Below are 19,565 nucleotides of genomic sequence, written 5' to 3'. Positions count from 1 at the left end.
ATGTCTCAGGCTGCGCTGAACACGAGAAATCGCGATGTCGAGGAAATGCCTTCCTCCCGTCGTAATAATGGAACGCGTCTTGCAGGAATCCTGTTCCTGCTGACGGTGTTGTGTACCGTGTTGGCTAGCGGCTGGGTAGTCCTGGGCTGGATGGAAGATGCGCAACGTTTACCGTTGTCGAAGCTGGTGCTGACAGGCGATCGTCATTACACCCGCAACGACGACATTCGCCAGTCAATTCTGGCGCTTGGCGCACCCGGCACGTTTATGACGCAGGATGTCAATATTATCCAGAGCCAGATTGAACGTCTGCCCTGGATAAAGCAGGCGAGTGTCAGAAAGCAATGGCCTGATGAATTGAAGATTCATCTGGTTGAATATGTGCCCATAGCACGTTGGAATGATCAGCATATGGTGGACATGGACGGTAATTCGTTCAGCGTTCCTGCGGATCGAACCAGCAAGCAGGTTTTACCCATGCTGTATGGCCCGGAAGGGAGTGAGAGCGAAGTTTTACAGGGCTTCCATGACATGGGGCAGGTGCTGGCGAAGGATAAATTCACGTTGAAAGAGGCGGCGATGACTGCCCGGCGGTCGTGGCAGGTGACGCTGAATAACGATATTAAGCTGAACCTCGGCCGTGGCGATACGATGAAACGCCTGGCGCGCTTTGTCGAACTGTATCCGGTTCTGCAACAGCAGGCGCAGGCGGATCACAAAGAAATCAGTTACGTGGATTTACGCTATGACTCTGGCGCGGCGGTAGGTTGGAAGCCGGCCCCAGTTCAGGACCCTAATCAGCAACAGAATCAGGCACAGGCAGAACAATAATGATCAAGGCGACGGACAGAAAACTGGTAGTAGGACTGGAGATTGGTACCGCGAAGGTAGCCGCTTTGGTAGGGGAAGTTCTGCCCGACGGTATGATCAATATCATCGGAGTGGGAAGCTGCCCGTCCCGTGGTATGGATAAAGGTGGCGTTAACGACCTGGAATCTGTGGTGAAATGCGTTCAGCGCGCCATCGATCAGGCCGAATTGATGGCCGATTGCCAGATTTCCTCTGTTTATCTGGCGTTATCGGGTAAACATATTAGCTGCCAGAATGAAATTGGTATGGTGCCGATTTCAGAAGAAGAAGTGACACAGGAAGATGTAGAAAATGTGGTGCATACGGCGAAATCGGTACGTGTGCGTGATGAACACCGCGTTCTGCATGTCATTCCTCAGGAATATGCCATTGATTACCAGGAAGGTATCAAAAACCCGGTAGGTCTTTCAGGTGTGCGTATGCAGGCGAAAGTACATCTGATTACTTGCCATAACGATATGGCGAAAAACATTGTTAAAGCCGTGGAACGTTGTGGTCTGAAAGTTGACCAACTTATTTTCGCCGGACTGGCGTCCAGTTATTCCGTATTGACGGAAGATGAACGTGAGCTGGGTGTCTGCGTTGTAGACATCGGTGGTGGTACAATGGACATGGCCGTTTATACAGGCGGAGCGCTGCGCCATACGAAAGTGATCCCGTATGCGGGGAATGTCGTGACCAGCGATATCGCTTATGCGTTCGGTACGCCACCCAGCGATGCTGAAGCCATTAAAGTTCGCCATGGTTGCGCACTGGGTTCCATTGTAGGTAAAGACGAGAGTGTCGAAGTCCCGAGTGTGGGTGGGCGTCCACCGCGTAGTTTGCAGCGCCAGACGCTGGCCGACGTGATTGAGCCGCGTTATACCGAGTTGCTCAATCTGGTGAATGATGAGATTTTGCAGTTACAAGAGCAGCTTCGTCAGCAAGGGGTGAAACATCATCTGGCGGCGGGGATTGTGTTAACGGGCGGAGCAGCGCAAATTGAAGGTCTTGCGGCCTGTGCTCAGCGCGTATTCCATACGCAGGTGCGTATTGGTGCGCCGCTCAATATTACAGGTTTAACGGATTACGCCCAGGAGCCGTACTACTCAACGGCGGTGGGATTGCTGCACTACGGGAAAGAAACCCATCTCAGTGGTGAAGCAGAAGTGGAAAAACGTGCATCAGTCGGCTCGTGGTTTAAACGAATCAACAGCTGGCTGCGTAAAGAATTTTAATTTTCAGAGACCGAAAACATTCGCGGTCTCAGGCGACAGGCACAAAACGGAGAGAAATTATGTTTGAACCTATGGAACTGACCAACGACGCGGTGATTAAAGTCATCGGCGTCGGTGGCGGCGGCGGTAATGCCGTTGAACACATGGTGCGCGAGCGCATTGAGGGTGTTGAATTCTTCGCAGTGAATACCGACGCGCAAGCGTTGCGTAAGACTGCGGTGGGTCAGACCATTCAGATCGGTGGTGGTATCACCAAAGGTCTGGGCGCTGGGGCTAACCCGGAAGTCGGTCGTAATGCGGCTGAAGAAGACCGTGAAGCACTGCGCGCTGCGCTTGATGGTGCAGACATGGTCTTTATCGCAGCGGGTATGGGCGGCGGCACCGGCACGGGTGCGGCACCGGTCGTTGCAGAAGTGGCTAAAGATTTGGGTATCCTGACGGTTGCCGTTGTGACCAAGCCTTTCAATTTTGAAGGCAAGAAGCGTATGGCATTCGCTGAACAGGGTATCGCCGAGCTGTCCAAACATGTGGACTCGCTGATTACTATCCCGAACGATAAACTGCTGAAAGTTCTCGGTCGTGGTATTTCTCTGCTGGATGCATTCGGTGCGGCTAACGACGTACTGAAAGGTGCGGTGCAGGGTATCGCCGAATTGATTACCCGTCCGGGTCTGATGAACGTCGACTTTGCTGACGTGCGTACCGTGATGTCCGAAATGGGCTATGCCATGATGGGCTCTGGTGTTGCGAGAGGCGAAGACCGCGCGGAAGAAGCTGCGGAAATGGCGATCTCCTCTCCGCTGCTGGAAGATATCGATCTGTCTGGTGCGCGCGGCGTGCTGGTTAACATCACCGCGGGCTTCGACCTGCGTCTCGATGAGTTCGAAACGGTGGGTAACACTATTCGTGCATTCGCTTCTGATAATGCTACTGTTGTTATTGGTACATCGTTGGATCCGGATATGAATGATGAGCTGCGTGTGACTGTTGTTGCAACCGGTATTGGTATGGACAAACGTCCGGAAATTACTCTGGTGACCAACAAACAGCAGCAACAACCGGTGATGGACCGCTACCAGCAGCATGGCATGTCAACGATGCAGCAGGAGCAGAAACCTCAGTCTAAAGTGGTCAACGACAATACGCCGCAGACGACTAAAGAACCGGATTACCTGGATATTCCAGCGTTTTTGCGTAAGCAAGCTGATTAAGAATACGCTGGAAGTTGGGCATCTTCGCTCTTTGTGCTAAACTGCCCCGCCGATTGTGTAGTACACTTCGGTTGGATAGTTAATTAGGCGAGATTATACGATGATCAAACAAAGGACACTTAAACGTATCGTTCAGGCGACTGGTGTCGGTTTACATACCGGCAAGAAAGTCACACTGACGTTGCGCCCTGCGCCGGCCAACACCGGGGTCATCTATCGTCGCACTGACTTGAATCCACCGGTAGATTTCCCGGCTGATGCTAAATCTGTGCGTGATACAATGCTCTGTACGTGTCTGGTGAACGAGCATGACGTGCGGATTTCAACCGTAGAGCATCTTAATGCTGCTCTGGCCGGTCTGGGTATCGACAACATTATTGTTGAAGTCGATGCGCCGGAAATCCCGATTATGGATGGTAGTGCTGCACCGTTCGTTTATCTTCTGCTGGATGCAGGCATCGAAGAGCTGCGCAGTGCGAAGAAATTCGTGCGAATCAAAGAGACGGTCCGCGTTGAAGACGGTGATAAATGGGCAGAGTTTAAACCGTTTAACGGTTTCTCTCTCGATTTCACCATCGACTTTAACCACCCGGCCATTGATGCCAGCACCCAGCGTTACGCGATGAACTTTTCTGCCGACGCGTTTATGCGCCAGATTAGCCGCGCGCGTACCTTCGGTTTCATGCGTGATATCGAATATCTGCAGTCCCGTGGTTTGTGCCTGGGCGGTAGCTTCGATTGTGCCATCGTTGTTGACGATTATCGCGTATTGAACGAAGACGGCCTGCGTTTTGAAGACGAATTCGTTCGTCACAAAATGCTCGACGCGATTGGTGACTTGTTCATGTGTGGTCACAATATCATCGGTGCGTTTACCGCATATAAATCTGGTCACGCGCTGAACAACAAATTGTTGCAGGCGGTCCTGGCGAAACAGGAAGCCTGGGAATTTGTGACCTTCGAAGACGATGCGGAACTGCCATTGGCGTTCAAAGCACCGACGATGGTTCTGGCGTAATACCAGACAATAATTAAGACCTAAATTCGACTGGTCCACCTGGCACCCTCTCTCCTGCCAGGAGTGCCAGTCGTTTTTTATTTTAAAATCTGTACTTTTGCCTCGCTTTGGTTCATAAAGATTCTTTTTACCACTCAATGAGCGCGATCGCTGCTTTCCTGGCCGTTTTTATCCCTCAGAGCGCCTTATAATCGCTGGCCTCCCGCTGCATTAATGGTAATATCTTTGCGCAAAATAACGCGTACCGAAGTAAAAAACGGGCAACAGTGATTTTTTTGGTGGACTGAGTGAGCGGAATTCTGACGCGCTGGCGACAATTTGGCAGACGTTATTTCTGGCCGCATCTCTTATTAGGGATGGTCGCGGCAAGTTTTGGCATGCCTGCGCTCAGCAACAGTAACCACACTGAACCGGCCAAAGCAACGACGCGTAATCATGAAGGCGCTGGCAGCGTCAACTTCACCAACCTCGCGTTGCTTGAAGGGACTCGCCGCCCAAGCTTCACTGTTGATTACTGGCATCAGCATGCTATCCGTACCGTTATTCGACATCTCTCTTTTGCGATGGCGCCGCAGGCCTTACCCGTCGTGGAAGAGCCGCTGCCTTTGCAGGCGCATCATCTCGCTCTGCTGGATACGCTCAGCGCACTGCTGACCCAGGAGCAGAGACCGACAGCACGTGTTAGCCAGACATTTGATACTGATTTCCCCACCCATTCCGCGTTTAGCGTCCGGGCCTGGATTAGCCAGGTACAGGGCATCCGTGCGGGACCTCAACGCCTTAGCTGAAAAATTTATCCTTCAACTAATTTTGTGACTCCGCAGAGCGGGGCGTTTGAGATTTTATTATGCTTATCAAATTATTAACAAAAGTATTCGGTAGTCGTAACGATCGTACACTGCGTCGTATGCGCAAAGCAGTCGGCATCATCAATGCGATGGAGCCGGAAATGGAAAAGCTGTCAGACGACGAACTGAAAGCAAAAACCGCGGAATTTCGCGGCCGTCTGGAAAAAGGCGAAACGGTTGAAAGCCTGATTCCGGAAGCGTTTGCAGTCGTGCGCGAAGCCAGTAAACGTGTCTTCGGTATGCGCCACTTCGACGTCCAGTTACTCGGCGGCATGGTATTGAATGAACGCTGCATCGCAGAGATGCGTACCGGTGAAGGTAAAACGCTGACCGCGACGCTGCCTGCTTATGTGAATGCGCTGAGCGGCAAAGGTGTCCACGTGGTCACCGTGAACGACTACCTGGCGCAACGCGACGCCGAAAACAACCGTCCGCTGTTCGAATTCCTGGGCATGACCGTCGGTATCAACCTGCCGGGGATGCCGTCTGTGGCGAAGCGCGAAGCGTATGCCGCAGATATCACCTACGGTACTAACAACGAATATGGTTTTGACTACCTGCGTGACAACATGGCGTTCAGCCCTGAAGAACGCGTACAGCGCAAACTGCACTATGCGCTGGTGGATGAGGTGGACTCCATCCTCATCGATGAAGCACGTACACCGCTGATCATCTCCGGCCCGGCTGAAGACAGCTCGGAAATGTACAAAAAAGTGAACAAAATCATCCCGCACCTGATTCGTCAGGAGAAGGAAGATTCCGATACTTTCCAGGGCGAAGGCCACTTCTCCGTTGATGAGAAGGCGCGTCAGGTGAACCTGACTGAACGTGGTCTGGTGCTGATTGAAGAATTACTGGTTAAAGAAGGCATCATGGATGAAGGAGAGTCACTGTACTCTCCGGGTAACATTATGCTGATGCACCATGTTACCGCAGCGCTGCGCGCGCACGCTTTGTTCACCCGTGATGTGGATTACATCGTTAAAGACGGCGAAGTTATCATCGTCGATGAACACACCGGTCGTACCATGCAGGGCCGCCGTTGGTCTGATGGCCTGCACCAGGCTGTGGAAGCCAAAGAAGGTGTGGATATTCAGAACGAAAACCAGACGCTGGCTTCTATTACCTTCCAGAACTACTTCCGTCTGTACGAGAAACTGGCGGGGATGACCGGTACTGCTGATACCGAAGCATTCGAGTTCAGTTCTATTTATAAACTCGACACCGTGGTGGTGCCGACCAACCGTCCGATGATCCGTAAAGATATGCCGGATCTGGTCTACATGACCGAGGCGGAAAAAATTCAGGCGATTATCGAAGATATCCGTGAGCGTACCGCCGCTGGCCAGCCGGTGCTGGTGGGTACGATTTCCATTGAGAAATCCGAAGTGGTTTCAAATGAGCTGACGAAAGCGGGTATCAAACACAACGTATTGAATGCGAAGTTCCACGCCAAAGAAGCAGATATCGTTGCTCAGGCGGGTTATACCGCAGCGGTAACGATCGCAACTAACATGGCTGGTCGTGGTACCGATATTGTGTTGGGTGGTAGCTGGCAGGCAGAAGTCGCCGAACTGACCGACCCGACGCCGGAGCAGATCGCAAAGATCAAAGCGGACTGGCAGGTGCGTCACGATGCTGTTCTGGCTGCGGGTGGTCTGCATATCATTGGTACCGAGCGTCACGAATCACGCCGTATCGATAACCAGTTGCGTGGTCGTTCTGGTCGTCAGGGTGACCCGGGCTCATCCCGCTTCTACCTGTCGATGGAAGATGCGCTGATGCGTATTTTTGCCTCCGACCGTGTTTCGAGCATGATGCGTAAACTGGGGATGAAACCGGGCGAGGCGATTGAACATCCATGGGTGACCAAGGCGATTGCCAACGCGCAACGTAAAGTGGAAAGCCGCAACTTCGATATCCGTAAACAACTGCTGGAATATGATGACGTGGCGAACGATCAGCGTCGCGCAATCTACACACAGCGTAACGAACTGTTGGATGTGTCTGATGTGAGCGAGACCATTAACAGCATTCGTGAGGATGTGTTCAAAGCGACTATCGACGCTCACATCCCACCGCAGTCGCTGGAAGAAATGTGGGATATTCCTGGTTTGCAGGAACGCCTGAAAAATGATTTCGACCTCGATCTACCGATTGCTGAGTGGCTGGATAAAGAGCCGGAATTGCATGAAGAGACCCTGCGTGAGCGTATCCTTGCTCAGGCAGTTGAAGTCTACGCTCGCAAAGAAGAGGTTGTTGGCGCAGAGATGATGCGCCACTTCGAAAAAGGCGTCATGCTGCAAACGCTGGACTCACTGTGGAAAGAGCACCTGGCGGCGATGGACTATCTGCGTCAGGGGATCCATTTACGTGGCTATGCGCAAAAAGATCCGAAGCAGGAGTACAAGCGCGAATCTTTCTCTATGTTCGCCGCGATGCTCGAGTCGCTGAAATATGAAGTGATCAGCACCCTGAGTAAAGTTCAGGTACGTATGCCGGAAGAAGTTGAAGCAATGGAGCAGCAGCGCCGCGAAGAAGCAGAGCGTCTGGCGCAGATGCAGCAACTTAGCCACCGTGATGATGAATCTGAGGCGGCGGCAGCACTGGCAGCGCAGACTGGCGATCGTAAAGTCGGTCGCAACGATCCTTGTCCTTGCGGGTCAGGTAAAAAATACAAACAGTGCCATGGCCGTCTGAGCTAAGGCACGAATAAATAAAGAAAGGCGCAGATATCTGCGCCTTTTTTATGGAGTAACGACAATGAAAATACTGCAAATCGCCGTCGGAATTATTCGCAATCCACAGGGAGAAATCTTTATTACCCAGCGCGCAGCCGATGCGCATATGGCGAATAAATGGGAATTTCCTGGCGGCAAGATCGAAGAAGGTGAAACGCCTGAACAAGCGGTTATCCGTGAGCTGCACGAAGAAGTGGGTATCAAAGCTGGTGCGGCCAGCCTGTTCGATAAACTGGAATATCGTTTCCCGGACCGCCATATTACGCTCTGGTTTTATCTTGTTGAGCAGTGGGAAGGCGAACCGTGGGGAAAAGAAGGACAGCCTGGGCGTTGGGTCCATCAGACTCAACTGCTGGCAGATGAGTTCCCACCTGCTAATGAACCTGTCATCTCAAAACTGGCAAACGCCTGATGGCGCAAAGTGTGGCGGGACTTCCCGCCACCGCGCCATTTACTGCTGTTCTTCACTCCAGTCGTCACTGTCGGAAAGATCCCCTGCACTTGGGATGCGCTTTTCTTCCGCAGCCCATTCACCCAGGTCTATTAACTGGCAGCGTTTTGAACAGAACGGACGAAACGGGCTGGTTTCGCTCCATACCACGCTTTTGCCGCAGGTCGGGCAATTAACACGCGTTGCGTCTGACATCATTTCTCCTTAACAACAAGCCAGTTCGAAATCCAGGCGTTCCGGGATGATGCCATTTTCGCTATCGAGCGGCAGGAAACGAATGGCGAAACGACTTTTATGCCCCGAAATCTGTGGGAATAACTGGCTGTCTAAATCCAGTTGCAGGCGAAGCAGATCGGCATCTTCACCATTATCCTGGTAAAAACCGTTCAGACTGGTTTGCTTACGGAACGGGGCTGAGTTGCGGATCAAATCCAGAATCAGTGACAAAGTATGATTGAGTGGCGTCAGGCTGGACAGCCAGATATTCACCTGCTCGTCACGCTGAACCTGTGGCAAATGCAGCCAGACATGCAGGGTGGGCAAATCAAAGCTGCAACAGCCGCCCGGTATACTCAGACGCTGGCGGACCAGGCCGATGAGACGGTCTTCACGCAGCAACTGCCCAATCCGGGGGGCTGCCATCAGCATGGTGCTGGTCTCTTTTAACTGCTGGCGAATGGCATCGATACGTCCCTGATCAACACCAGGCACTTCGGCCCAGGCTTTTAATTTACGTTGCTGGCGTTCCAGTTCTTTAAGCAATTCGGTACGCGTATCACCACGCTCGAAAATATCCAGTAGCTCACCGGCATTACGGAAGAAATGCAGCGCATCTGCATGATCGCCAAGAGGAAGGCGGGCGGTGAGTTGCTGGAGCAGGAATTCGATACGCAGCCAGGTGCGCATCTTTTCATTGAGCGGGTGTTCAAATAGGACGTGGGTCTGCATTAAGGGTTTTCCTGTGAAACTGCCTGCGATGCATAGCTCAGATAAGCCGCATGCAGGCGGGCAACATCCGATGCAATTGCATCTGGTGCGCCATTATTGTCAATAATATCATCCGCAACGGCAAGGCGTGCTTCACGTGTCGCTTGCGCCGCCAGAATATGCTCAGCATTTTCACGGCTTACGCCGTCACGCTGCATCGTTCGCAAAATTTGCGTCTCTGGGGAGACGTCGATAACCAATACCCGGTCAGCTTTGCTCTGTAAGTGGTTTTCAACCAACAAAGGAACAACCCACAATACATAGGGTGAGGTAGCCCCGGCAATTTGTCGCTGGGTTTGCTGATGTATTAATGGGTGCAGCAAACCATTGAGCCAGTTTTTCTCGGCTGTAGAAGCAAATATGCGTTCGCGTAATAAGCGACGGTTCAGTGAACCCTCGGGTGTGAGGATGTCTGAACCAAAATGTTCGGAGATGGCTTGTAATGCAACAGAGCCCGGTTCAACAACCTGGCGGGCAATAATATCTGCATCGACAATATCAACACCCAAACGGGCGAAGGCATTAGCGACCGTGCTTTTGCCGCTACCAATACCTCCGGTTAACGCGACCGTATACCCCATAGCGCCTGATCTCAAAATAGTCGGTAAAAAAAATCATAACCTACACATTTTCAATTTTGCCTGTTTGCTTTACTAAGGTCGTCAGTAAGCGAAACGCGGAAAAATAACTATGCATTTGTCATCTGAATCAGTAGGTTATAATTTGAACAAGATGAACTTACGCAAATGCGGCTAATCTTGCCCTTTCACCAGGTAAATTTATAGAATTGTAGCGTAAAAAAAGAGAATTTCGCAGTCTTGCGGAGTCCTGATTAGTGCGTATGATAGCGTCACTGGAGTTGTGTGTTTGCAAGTCTGCGTTGTTCGCCATTAACCCCAGGAATCCGCACATGCGTATTGAAGAAGATCTGAAATTAGGCTTTAAAGACGTTCTTATCCGCCCTAAACGCTCTACCCTCAAAAGCCGTTCCGATGTTGAGCTGGAACGCGAGTTTACCTTTAAGCATTCAGGACAGAACTGGTCTGGCGTACCGGTAATTGCAGCCAATATGGATACCGTTGGCACCTTTGCTATGGCGAAAGCGCTGGCTTCGTTCGATATTCTGACCGCAGTACATAAACATTATTCTGTCGAAGACTGGAAAGCATTTGTTCAGCGCGAATCTGACGATGTATTGCGTCATGTCATGGTATCAACAGGCACCTCAGACGCCGACTTTGAAAAAACCAAACAAATTCTGGCGCTGCATTCCCAGTTGAATTTCGTCTGCATTGATGTCGCGAATGGTTATTCCGAGCACTTTGTACAGTTTGTGTCGAAAGCACGCGAAGCCTGGCCGAGCAAAACGATCTGCGCAGGAAACGTAGTAACAGGCGAAATGTGTGAAGAGCTGATTCTCTCCGGTGCGGATATTGTCAAAGTCGGTATCGGCCCGGGTTCTGTTTGCACTACACGTGTGAAAACCGGTGTCGGTTATCCTCAGCTTTCCGCTGTGATTGAGTGTGCCGATGCAGCACATGGCTTGGGCGGTCAAATCGTTAGCGATGGCGGCTGTACCGTGCCTGGCGATGTGGCGAAAGCCTTCGGCGGCGGGGCTGATTTTGTCATGCTCGGTGGAATGTTAGCAGGGCACGAAGAAAGCGGCGGTACCGTAGTTGACGAAAACGGTGAAAAATTCATGCTGTTCTATGGCATGAGTTCTGAGTCGGCGATGACCCGTCATGTTGGTGGGGTTGCTCAGTACCGTGCGGCAGAAGGTAAAACCGTTAAGTTGAAACTACGCGGCCCGGTCGAAAATACAGCGCGCGATATCCTTGGTGGCTTGCGTTCCGCCTGTACTTATGTGGGCGCATCTCGCCTGAAAGAGCTGACCAAACGCACTACCTTTATTCGCGTTCAGGAGCAAGAAAACCGCGTTTTCAATAGTCTTTAATCGGCTTACAGGCGCAGTTTGCTGCGCCTGTCTCATCCCATTCCACTCATTGCATCTCCCAGATGGAAAATCGGTAGATACATGGCCACGATCAGCGTGCCGACAATAATTCCTGTCACAATCAGCAGTAAAGGCTCCAGCATGGAGGCCAGCCCGTCGGCCTGATGTTGCGTCTGTTCACTATGATGCCTCGCCAGATTAAATAACATTGCGTCCAGCGCGCCTGAGGCTTCCCCCGTACTGACCAGTTGAATGCAAAGCGGCGTAAAAACCCCTCTGGCGCTGAATGCCGCTGAAATCGACTGACCCTGTGTAATATCCTGATGGATGGCATCAACAATATCTCGCCACCATGGGCATGTGAGCGTTTCTTTAACGCTTTCCATACCTTGTAAGAAGGCGATGCCAGCACGCTGCGTCAGCGATAGCACAGTAAAGATCTGACTGAGTTTCTGTCCAAGAACAAGTTGCCCTATCAGCGGGCACGCCAGCAAAATACGCTGCTGATAACGCAGCCAGCCTGACTGTTTCTGTAAACGCCCCAACAGAATTGCCAGAAGCAGGCTGATAATGGCTAATGGAAGGCTGGCTTGCTGCAGGATATCCGCGCACGCAAGCACCCCACGCGTGAGGGCAGGCAACGGCGTGTTAAATGTCTGGTAAATGGTGGCAAATTCCGGGAGTACGAAATAGATCATCGCCAGCACTACGATGAAGGCTAATGTCAGCACAATAAGCGGATAGCGCAGCGCTTTTTTCACTTTCCGCGCCAGGACAAGCTGTGTTTTTTGCTGCGCAGCGAGTTTAAAGCAGCACTCATCGAGCTTCCCCGTAAGCTCACCCGTTCGTATCATTGCCTGGTAAAGGGGCGGAAAGACCTCCGGCCAGCGCGACAGCGCACCAGAGAATGTCTCGCCCTGTGCCAGGTTTTCGGCCAGTGTCTGTAATAGCGCCTGCCACTGAACAGAAGGCTGCTGTTTGGCCAGCAACTGCAGGCCATCCGGCAGTGTCAGACCTGCCTGCAGCAATGTGGCAAGCTGGTGGATGACCTCGCTACTGTGTTCACCGCGCCACTGTGCCTGGCGTACAGGGCGACGGCGTAGAGAGAGGGGGTGAAGGCATTGCTGTTGCAAAGCGAACAGTGCATCGCTGCGCTGTTCTGCCCAGTAAGCGCCTTCGTGCCGCTCACCGTTATCGTCCAGCCCGGCCCACTGCCAGAGTTGTTTACTCGCCATCGGGCATACCCAGTACGCGAACCAGCTCTTCAAAAGTAGTGATCCCGTTTTCTACCGCCATACAGCCATTCTGGAATAATGTCATCATGCCCGCCGAACGTGATTGCCTTTCAATGTCGCTGGCAGGGAGCCCACTGGCAATAGCCTGACGCAGTTCCCCGTCTACTTCCAGAACCTCAAAAAGCGCGACTCGCCCATAAAATCCGTGATAACAGCGCTCACAGCCCTTTGATACCCAGCGCGGTAAGGGGCGCGGCCAGAGTGATGTCGGCAGGTTAATATTCTCGTGCTCCCGGCTGTGGCAGTGGGGGCACAGTTTTCGCACCAGCCGCTGTGCGACAACCAACGAGAGCGCGGAGGAGATCATCCAGCGGGCAACCCCCATTTGCTGGATGCGTACCAGTGTTTCGGCTGTCGAGTTGGTGTGAAGTGTTGAGAGGACCAGATGCCCGGTTTGCGCGGCCTTGATGGCAATTTCAGCCGTTTCACCATCGCGGATCTCACCGACCATAATGACATCCGGATCCTGGCGCAAAAGTGCCCGTAATACGCTCTGGAAGGTCAACCCGGCGCGCGGGTTAATCTGTGTCTGATTGAGGCCAGTAAGCGGGATCTCAATCGGATCTTCCACGCTGCAGAGATTGATCTCAGGCTTATTGCGAGCCTGCAACGCACTGTAGAGAGTCACGGTTTTTCCACTGCCCGTGGGACCGGTGACCAGTAGTAGTCCCTGGGGTTTGTTCAACGCCTGCTGGAATTGCGCCAGTTGGGATTGGGTCATTCCTAGCTGATGAAGGTCGAGTGCCTGACTTACCTGATGCAACAACCTCAGCACCACTTTTTCACCGTGTCGACACGGTAGGGTGGCAATGCGAAACGAGACATTCTGTCCGTTAAGCGTGGTGCTGAACTGACCGTCTTGCGGCAGCCTGCGTTCGGCAATATCCAGATTACCTAGTACTTTCAGTCGTGCGGTCAGCGTGTTGGCGAGCGCGCCGGGAATCAGAGGCAGCGCATGCAGTACGCCATCAACACGCAGCCGGATGCGATAGGTATGTTCCGCGGGTTCAAAATGGATATCGGATGCCCTCTGGCTAAGCGCCTGTTGCAGCGTCTGGTCAAGTAATTCGACTGCTGAACCCCAATCCTCTACGGGGACGAGAGATTGCGCTTCTATAGACTGTTGATGATGGCTGTCCATCTGCTCCTGCGTCCAGCATTCGATATCAATGCGTTTTTGTGTCGCGAAACGTAATGCTTCCAGTAACTCCGATGAGGGATCGCCCACGACGGCAATGGTCAGTATCTTTTCATCACAGTTAAGCAGGCAGGCATGGTGGCGTTTGCACAGCGTGGTGAGTTTATCCTGGCGCATGGGCTGTCCTTAATTACTGCTTCCACGGAAGACATCTTCGCAGGCCTGTTTCAGTGCGCCGCTATCGGCCACCGTGCAGCTACGTGCCCAGCCCGACATACCGTTGCCTGCATTCCACTGCGGCGTCATGACTACGCTCAGGCCTGTCAGGCTCTCCTGGCCGGTGAGGGTAATCACTCCTTTGCTGATGGTCATGGCTGAAACATAGCGGGTGGTGGTGGGGGCAGGGATACCGTTAGTGCCACCCTCGCAACCTGTGACGCCGCCACGGTCCAGTGCGCATAGCTCAACGGCCGTACGATAGGGGATAAAGGTTTGCAGCATGTCGGTGAGTGCGGCTTTGCGCAGGTAGTTCTGATACGCCGGAATACCGATCGCGCTCAAAATAGCAATAATGCCAATGACCACCATCAGTTCGATAAGGGTGAAGCCTCGTTGCTTGTCCATTGTTCGCTCCTTGAGTTAGGTGGCGTTACTTTGGCAAACATAAGGGATGGCCTGCGAGGGTCGAAAAACGAAACGGGAACGGAGCTTCAGCCGTTATTGAACAGATTGCAGTATTGAACAACAGGTTTGCGAGGCTTTACGAAAAACGAGTCATAACGTCGCGTAAAGGCTTTACCTTGCAGTGGAAAAAGAGAAGGATAAGCCCGACAGAGAGACGCCATCGGGCTATGGGGTATCAGCGAAAACGCATCGACAGGTCCAGCGCGTGGACATGCTTGGTTAATGCACCGACAGAGATAAAATCGACGCCCGTTTCGGCAAATTCACGGATAGTCTCGAACGTGACGTTGCCGGAAACTTCAAGACGCGCCTGACCATTGGTGCGTTTTACCGCTTCGCGCATCATCGGGGTATCGAAGTTGTCCAGCATGATGATATCGGCACCGGCTTTCAGGGCATCATCCAGCTCTTCCAGCGTTTCCACTTCCACCTCAACCGGAACGTCAGGATGTAGCCAGAAGGCTTTCTCGACGGCCTGGCGAACGGAGCCAGCAGCGATAATGTGGTTTTCTTTAATCAGGAACGCGTCGGAAAGACCCAGACGATGATTCGCGCCGCCGCCGCACAGAACTGCATATTTCAGCGCGGTACGCAGGCTAGGCAGGGTTTTACGTGTATCCAGCAACTGTGTTTTGGTTCCGTCCAGCAAGGCGACATAGCGGCTTACTTCACTGGCAACACCCGACAGTGTTTGCACGAAGTTAAGCGCCGTGCGTTCACCAGTGAGCAGAACGCGTGAGGGGCCTTCCAGTTCAAACAACGGCTGGTTTGGTGTCACCGTATCGCCATCGGCGACATGCCAGGTGACACGAACATCGTCGCCAGCCAGCTGAATAAAGACCTCTTCGACCCAACGCTTACCGCAGAACACGCCTTTTTCGCGGGTAATAATCACCGCATGGGAACGGTTATCCGGCGGCAATAATTGCGCGGTAATATCGTTGTTCGCATCCACTTCTCCACCCAAATCTTCGCGCAGAGCCTGCGCGACGGCAGCGGGGATGTCCAGTTCAATGCGTTGCAAAAGCGCGTCACGTCGAAGATCCGGGTTGTAACGGCGAGGCGGCATGATAAAACTCCAAAAAGGGTAACGAATCAGAAAGTTAGACAGTGTCCTGTCATTGCACGTTTCGTCAACATACAATGACCGGACAGCGTCTGAACATGCTACTCTAGAGCGTGTTTGAGCACCATAATTAAGGAGATCCTGAATGCAGTTAAATGAGGGCTGGCTGGCGGAAGCGCGTCGCGTACCTTCTCCGCATTTTGATTGCCGCCCGGACGGTGAACCCCCTTCGTTGCTCGTGGTCCACAATATCAGCCTGCCTCCCGGTGAATTTGGCGGACCGTGGATCGATGCGCTGTTTACCGGTACGTTGGATCCTGACGCTCATCCTTTTTTTGCTGAGATCGTTCATCTGCGCGTCTCCGCTCATTGCCTGATTCGTCGTGACGGTGAAGTCGTTCAGTATGTGCCTTTTGATAAGCGAGCCTGGCATGCGGGAGTGTCGCGTTATCAGGGGCGGGAACGCTGCAATGATTTTTCCATCGGCATTGAGCTGGAAGGCACCGACGATCAGCCCTATACCGACGCCCAATATCAGCAACTGGCGAACGTTACCCACGCTTTGATTTCGCTTTATCCCTCGATTGCCAGCAACATGACCGGGCACAGCGATATCGCCCCTGAGCGCAAAACCGATCCCGGTCCGGCGTTTGACTGGCCACGATTTCGCGGGCTGGTGGCGGGAGAATCAGATAAGGAGATGTCATGACACTGTTTACCATGCTGCTGGTTCTTATTGCCGAGCGGCTTTTTAAACTCGGAGAACACTGGCAACTGGATCATCGCCTGGAAGTGTTGTTCCGCCGGGTCAAACACTACTCTCTGCTGAGAACGCTCCTGATGGCGGTGGTCGCCATGCTGGTGACCTTCCTCATTTTGCAGGCGCTGGTGGGGCTCTTTTTCAATGTGCCACTGCTGGTGGTGTGGATCCTGCTGGGGCTTTTGTGCATCGGTGCTGGAAAAGTGCGTCTGCATTACCATGCTTACCTCAAAGCGGCGGCACGCAATGACAGCCACGCCCATAATGCCATGGCGAATGAGCTCACGTTGATTCATGGTATACCGCCGGGCTGTAATGAACGGGAGTACCTGTGCGAACTGCAAAATGCGCTTTTGTGGATCAACTTTCGTTATTATCTGGCACCGCTGTTCTGGTTTATCGTCGGTGGAATATGGGGGCCGGTGACGCTGGTTGGCTACGGCTTTTTGCGTGCATGGCAATCATGGCTGGCTCGTTATCAGACGCCGAATGAACGCCAGCAGTCCGGAATCGACGCGATTTTACACGTGCTGGACTGGATCCCGGTGCGCCTGGCGGGCGTGGTTTATGCGTTGATTGGCCATGGTGAAAAGGCGCTGCCAGCATGGTTTGCCTCGCTGACCGACCGACATTCTTCGCAATATCATGTATTAACGCGTCTTGCGCAGTTCTCGCTGGCCCGCGAGCCGCATATGGATAAAGTCGAGACACCAAAAGCCGCCGTCTCAATGGCCAAAAAAACCTCGTTCGTGATGGTGGTGGTGGTGGCGCTGTTGACGATTTACGGCACGCTGATGTAACCACGTGCCGTTATAGTCGTCATACTTCAGGCTGCATGTGCGCTGACTGCGTCAGCGCACCCCAGTCACATAGTTATCTATGCTCCTGGGGACTCACTGTCTTGCCGCCTTCCTGCAAACAGAATGATGTAGAGTATAAATTTATTGCGTATCCGCAGGCGGGATGCCGAAGTCTGGCATCCCGTTTTCTTGCCAGCGAATCAGCTTCAGGCGGGTATGGCGGTTTGGATCGTAAAGCGGGTCGCCTTCAATCTCCGTATAGTTTCGGGCATGGTAGACCAGCACATCTTTACCGTCCGCGGTTTGGGTAAAGCTGTTATGACCGGGGCCATATTGCCGGTTCTCGTAACTGGTTCGGAATACCGGTTGCGGTGATTTATGCCAGTTGGCCGCTACTAGCGGGTCAGCGTTAACATCAATCCACAACAGTCCCATGCAGTAGTTCTCGTCCGTGGCGCTGGCAGAGTAACTGATAAACAGCCTGTCGCCGTGAAACAGCACCGCCGGGCCTTCGTTTACCAGAAAACCCCTGCATTCCCAGTCGTACTCCGGCTTGCTCAGTAAGAGAGGTTCACCTTTTAACGTCCAGGGGTTTTCCATCTCCGCAATATAGAGGTTTGAATTACCGGCAATCTCCGGTGATTTCTGTGCCCACAGGTACCAGCGTTTACCCTGATGAACAAAGGTCGTGGCGTCCAATGCAAAGGTATCGAACGGGGTTTTCACCTGGCCTTTTTCGAGCCAGATCCCGCTAAGGGGATCGGCATCAGCGCACTCCAGCACAAACATACGGTGCTGGAACATGTTCAGCGCATCCAGCGCCTTCGTCCAGGTGGCGGCAAAGTAGAGATACCATTTACCGTCGATATGATGGAGCTCAGGCGCCCAGATAAGTTCGCTCATTGGTCCGGTAACCGGTTTACGCCAGACGGTCACACCTTGCGCTTCGCGCAGCCCCTCCAAAGTACTGGCCCGGCGGATTTCCAGCCGGTCATATTCCGGGACTGAGGCCACAAAATAATAGTTGCCATCATGACGCAAAATATACGGGTCGGCACGCTGCTCAATAAAGGGATTCGGCCAGTTCATTATGCTTTCCTTACGTGTTCACCAACGGGAACGCCCTGGTTCTCGCTCAGTTCATGATAATTGACGCGGCGTTTTTCCAGGTCGGCCTGAATGGTTTTCATCAGTTCCCGATCCACTTTCAGCAGGCGTACGACTCCTGCGGTAATCAGATAGCCCACGCCCGGAATAACGGTAAACAGCAGCATGATTCCATTGATAGCGCTGGCACTCTGCGCTTTAGCACCCGCATCATAACCGTACCAGGAGAGTAAGAAGCCCACCATCGCACCAGCAACCGCCAGCCCCACTTTCAGGAAAAACAGGTTGCCAGAGAAGCTGATCCCGGTGATACGTTTGCCGGTTTTCCACTCGCCATAATCGTCCACATCCGCCATCAGCGACCAGTGCAACGGGGAAGGGATCTGATGGAGAATATTCAACAGGAAGTAGAGCACCACGATCATGACGGTGGCTTTCGGATCGAAGAAGTAGAAGGCGCAGGAGAAAATCGCCAGCGCGATGTTAGTCCAGAAGAAGACTTTAAGCTTGCACCAGCGGTCGGTCAGGACTTTTGCCAGCATACTGCCGATCATCATGCCGACAACGCCCAGGCTGATAAAGAGAGTGGCGAAGTGAGTGCTTTGTCCCATGACCCAGGTCACGTAGTACATGGTGGCGGCCATGCGGATAAAGCCCGGGCAGACGTTGCACAGCGTGAGCAGTAAAATCCGCACCCACTGGTCGTTTTTCCAGACATCCTTCATGTCCTTTTTCATAACGTCATGAGTTGGGACCGCCGGGCGCACACGCTCGCGGACTGTAGCGAAGCAGAACAAGAACATACACATGCCGATAAACGCCAGAACCGTCATCGCCATCTGATAGCCTTTGGCTTTGTCTTCGCCACCAAACCATTCGGCCATGGGGAGTAACGTCAGCGACAGCAGCAGGGTGGCAATCCCTACCATCACAAAACGATAAGACTGGCAGGCCACACGCTCTTTTGGATCGTTGGTTATCACGCCGCCTAACGAGCAGTAGGGGATATTGATCGCGGTATAGGTGAGTGAGAGCAGGAAGTAGGTAATAAAGGCATAGATAACTTTGCTATGGTAGGTCCAGTCCGGTGTGGTAAACATCAGCACGCTGAACACGGCATAGGGTAAGGCTATCCACAAAAGCCATGGACGAAAACGTCCGTACTTGCTTTGGGTGCGGTCGGCTATCGCACCCATGATCGGGTCGGTGATGGCATCTATCACGCGAATTGAGAGCAGTAAGACGCCTACCAGTGCAGGTGCCAGACCGAAAATATCCGTGTAAAAGTAATTAACAAACAGCATGATGGCGCCAAAGATGATGTTGCATCCGGCATCGCCCATCCCATAGCCGATTTTCTCTTTAACAGATAGTTTACTGTTGTCCATCGACGATACTCCCAGTGAGTTGTGGGAATA

General features: G+C 52.7%; 19 protein-coding genes. 10 read left to right on the top strand and 9 right to left on the bottom strand.

Annotated features, from left to right (window positions below):
- From ftsQ to mutT, 7 genes are all read left to right on the top strand, one after another.
- Positions 1-831 carry a cell division protein FtsQ gene (gene ftsQ / locus ACS0RQ_RS23070; protein WP_039078370.1) on the top strand — a complete coding sequence of 277 codons (831 nt, stop codon included), beginning with the start codon at positions 1-3 and terminating at the stop codon, positions 829-831.
- Positions 831-2,087, top strand: a complete 1,257-nt coding sequence (gene ftsA, locus ACS0RQ_RS23065; protein ID WP_039078371.1) for a cell division protein FtsA — start codon at positions 831-833, stop codon at positions 2,085-2,087. Before ftsQ ends, ftsA begins: the two co-directional genes overlap by 1 nt.
- Positions 2,088-2,146: 59 nt before the next feature.
- Positions 2,147-3,298 (top strand): cell division protein FtsZ, encoded by a 1,152-nt coding sequence (gene ftsZ, locus ACS0RQ_RS23060; RefSeq protein WP_039078372.1) that lies wholly within the window; start codon positions 2,147-2,149, stop codon positions 3,296-3,298.
- A 100-nt stretch (positions 3,299-3,398) separates the two neighbouring features.
- Positions 3,399-4,316: a UDP-3-O-acyl-N-acetylglucosamine deacetylase gene (gene lpxC / locus ACS0RQ_RS23055; protein ID WP_039078373.1), complete on the top strand. Its 918-nt coding sequence runs from the start codon at positions 3,399-3,401 to the stop codon at positions 4,314-4,316.
- Between the two features lie 287 nt (positions 4,317-4,603).
- Positions 4,604-5,104 carry a secA translation cis-regulator SecM gene (gene secM / locus ACS0RQ_RS23050; RefSeq protein ID WP_271848826.1) on the top strand — a complete coding sequence of 167 codons (501 nt, stop codon included), beginning with the start codon at positions 4,604-4,606 and terminating at the stop codon, positions 5,102-5,104.
- Between the two features lie 59 nt (positions 5,105-5,163).
- Positions 5,164-7,869 (top strand): preprotein translocase subunit SecA, encoded by a 2,706-nt coding sequence (gene secA, locus ACS0RQ_RS23045; protein ID WP_039078375.1) that lies wholly within the window; start codon positions 5,164-5,166, stop codon positions 7,867-7,869.
- A 58-nt stretch (positions 7,870-7,927) separates the two neighbouring features.
- Positions 7,928-8,317, top strand: coding sequence for an 8-oxo-dGTP diphosphatase MutT (gene mutT / locus ACS0RQ_RS23040; protein ID WP_039078376.1), 390 nt, complete (start codon positions 7,928-7,930; stop codon positions 8,315-8,317).
- A gap of 39 nt (positions 8,318-8,356) precedes the next feature.
- Here the strand turns inward: mutT and yacG are convergent, their stop codons facing one another.
- The 3 genes from yacG to coaE are packed head-to-tail and all read right to left on the bottom strand — an operon-like array spanning position 8,357 to position 9,924.
- Positions 8,357-8,551, bottom strand: a complete 195-nt coding sequence (yacG, locus tag ACS0RQ_RS23035) for a DNA gyrase inhibitor YacG (RefSeq protein ID WP_039078377.1) — start codon at positions 8,549-8,551, stop codon at positions 8,357-8,359.
- Between the two features lie 9 nt (positions 8,552-8,560).
- The gene (zapD, locus tag ACS0RQ_RS23030) at positions 8,561-9,304 is read right to left on the bottom strand and encodes a cell division protein ZapD (protein ID WP_271848827.1); all 744 of its coding nucleotides are present in this window, start codon (positions 9,302-9,304) and stop codon (positions 8,561-8,563) included.
- A complete protein-coding gene (gene coaE / locus ACS0RQ_RS23025; RefSeq protein ID WP_271848828.1) occupies positions 9,304-9,924 on the bottom strand; it encodes a dephospho-CoA kinase in 621 nt (206 codons plus the stop codon). The genes zapD and coaE overlap by 1 nt, the downstream gene beginning before the upstream one ends.
- 329 nt (positions 9,925-10,253) lie before the next feature.
- Here coaE and ACS0RQ_RS23020 point away from each other — a divergent pair, with 329 nt between their 5' ends.
- Positions 10,254-11,297 carry a GMP reductase gene (locus ACS0RQ_RS23020; protein ID WP_108702033.1) on the top strand — a complete coding sequence of 348 codons (1,044 nt, stop codon included), beginning with the start codon at positions 10,254-10,256 and terminating at the stop codon, positions 11,295-11,297.
- Between the two features lie 32 nt (positions 11,298-11,329).
- Here ACS0RQ_RS23020 and hofC read toward each other — a convergent pair whose 3' ends face one another.
- The 4 genes from hofC to nadC form a co-directional block, all read right to left on the bottom strand.
- Positions 11,330-12,532: a protein transport protein HofC gene (gene hofC / locus ACS0RQ_RS23015; protein ID WP_271848829.1), complete on the bottom strand. Its 1,203-nt coding sequence runs from the start codon at positions 12,530-12,532 to the stop codon at positions 11,330-11,332.
- Positions 12,522-13,907 (bottom strand): type II secretion system protein GspE, encoded by a 1,386-nt coding sequence (gspE, locus tag ACS0RQ_RS23010; RefSeq protein ID WP_271848830.1) that lies wholly within the window; start codon positions 13,905-13,907, stop codon positions 12,522-12,524. The genes hofC and gspE overlap by 11 nt, the downstream gene beginning before the upstream one ends.
- A gap of 9 nt (positions 13,908-13,916) precedes the next feature.
- A complete protein-coding gene (ppdD, locus tag ACS0RQ_RS23005) occupies positions 13,917-14,354 on the bottom strand; it encodes a prepilin peptidase-dependent pilin (RefSeq protein WP_271848831.1) in 438 nt (145 codons plus the stop codon).
- Between the two features lie 235 nt (positions 14,355-14,589).
- Positions 14,590-15,483, bottom strand: coding sequence for a carboxylating nicotinate-nucleotide diphosphorylase (gene nadC, locus ACS0RQ_RS23000; RefSeq protein ID WP_271848832.1), 894 nt, complete (start codon positions 15,481-15,483; stop codon positions 14,590-14,592).
- Positions 15,484-15,625: 142 nt separating this feature from the next.
- Between nadC and ampD the strand changes: the two genes are divergently transcribed.
- Positions 15,626-16,189: a 1,6-anhydro-N-acetylmuramyl-L-alanine amidase AmpD gene (gene ampD / locus ACS0RQ_RS22995; protein ID WP_271848833.1), complete on the top strand. Its 564-nt coding sequence runs from the start codon at positions 15,626-15,628 to the stop codon at positions 16,187-16,189.
- A complete protein-coding gene (ampE, locus tag ACS0RQ_RS22990; RefSeq protein ID WP_271848834.1) occupies positions 16,186-17,040 on the top strand; it encodes a beta-lactamase regulator AmpE in 855 nt (284 codons plus the stop codon). The genes ampD and ampE overlap by 4 nt, the downstream gene beginning before the upstream one ends.
- 141 nt (positions 17,041-17,181) lie before the next feature.
- On the opposite strand, the gene ACS0RQ_RS22985 is transcribed toward ampE, so the two are convergent.
- Together ACS0RQ_RS22985 and ACS0RQ_RS22980 are read right to left on the bottom strand one after the other, a co-directional pair.
- Positions 17,182-18,132, bottom strand: coding sequence for a glycoside hydrolase family 43 protein (locus ACS0RQ_RS22985; protein ID WP_271848878.1), 951 nt, complete (start codon positions 18,130-18,132; stop codon positions 17,182-17,184).
- The gene (locus ACS0RQ_RS22980) at positions 18,129-19,535 is read right to left on the bottom strand and encodes a glycoside-pentoside-hexuronide (GPH):cation symporter (protein WP_271848835.1); all 1,407 of its coding nucleotides are present in this window, start codon (positions 19,533-19,535) and stop codon (positions 18,129-18,131) included. The genes ACS0RQ_RS22985 and ACS0RQ_RS22980 overlap by 4 nt, the downstream gene beginning before the upstream one ends.
- Between the last annotated feature and the right edge of the window lie 30 nt (positions 19,536-19,565).

The sequence above is a fragment of the Phytobacter diazotrophicus genome, assembly GCF_052061655.1.
GTDB lineage: Bacteria > Pseudomonadota > Gammaproteobacteria > Enterobacterales > Enterobacteriaceae > Phytobacter > Phytobacter diazotrophicus.
This window is presented reverse-complemented; position numbering and strand designations above follow the sequence as displayed.

Coding starts and splice junctions, on each gene's coding strand:
- yacG (WP_039078377.1), bottom strand. CDS start 8,551: ATGTCAGACGCAACGCGTGTTAATTGCCCGACCTGCGGCAAAAGCGTG.
- ftsZ (WP_039078372.1), top strand. CDS start 2,147: ATGTTTGAACCTATGGAACTGACCAACGACGCGGTGATTAAAGTCATC.
- lpxC (WP_039078373.1), top strand. CDS start 3,399: ATGATCAAACAAAGGACACTTAAACGTATCGTTCAGGCGACTGGTGTC.
- ACS0RQ_RS23020 (WP_108702033.1), top strand. CDS start 10,254: ATGCGTATTGAAGAAGATCTGAAATTAGGCTTTAAAGACGTTCTTATC.
- coaE (WP_271848828.1), bottom strand. CDS start 9,924: ATGGGGTATACGGTCGCGTTAACCGGAGGTATTGGTAGCGGCAAAAGC.
- ftsQ (WP_039078370.1), top strand. CDS start 1: ATGTCTCAGGCTGCGCTGAACACGAGAAATCGCGATGTCGAGGAAATG.
- nadC (WP_271848832.1), bottom strand. CDS start 15,483: ATGCCGCCTCGCCGTTACAACCCGGATCTTCGACGTGACGCGCTTTTG.
- ftsA (WP_039078371.1), top strand. CDS start 831: ATGATCAAGGCGACGGACAGAAAACTGGTAGTAGGACTGGAGATTGGT.
- ACS0RQ_RS22980 (WP_271848835.1), bottom strand. CDS start 19,535: ATGGACAACAGTAAACTATCTGTTAAAGAGAAAATCGGCTATGGGATG.
- zapD (WP_271848827.1), bottom strand. CDS start 9,304: ATGCAGACCCACGTCCTATTTGAACACCCGCTCAATGAAAAGATGCGC.
- ampD (WP_271848833.1), top strand. CDS start 15,626: ATGCAGTTAAATGAGGGCTGGCTGGCGGAAGCGCGTCGCGTACCTTCT.
- gspE (WP_271848830.1), bottom strand. CDS start 13,907: ATGCGCCAGGATAAACTCACCACGCTGTGCAAACGCCACCATGCCTGC.
- ppdD (WP_271848831.1), bottom strand. CDS start 14,354: ATGGACAAGCAACGAGGCTTCACCCTTATCGAACTGATGGTGGTCATT.
- ampE (WP_271848834.1), top strand. CDS start 16,186: ATGACACTGTTTACCATGCTGCTGGTTCTTATTGCCGAGCGGCTTTTT.
- hofC (WP_271848829.1), bottom strand. CDS start 12,532: ATGGCGAGTAAACAACTCTGGCAGTGGGCCGGGCTGGACGATAACGGT.
- secA (WP_039078375.1), top strand. CDS start 5,164: ATGCTTATCAAATTATTAACAAAAGTATTCGGTAGTCGTAACGATCGT.
- mutT (WP_039078376.1), top strand. CDS start 7,928: ATGAAAATACTGCAAATCGCCGTCGGAATTATTCGCAATCCACAGGGA.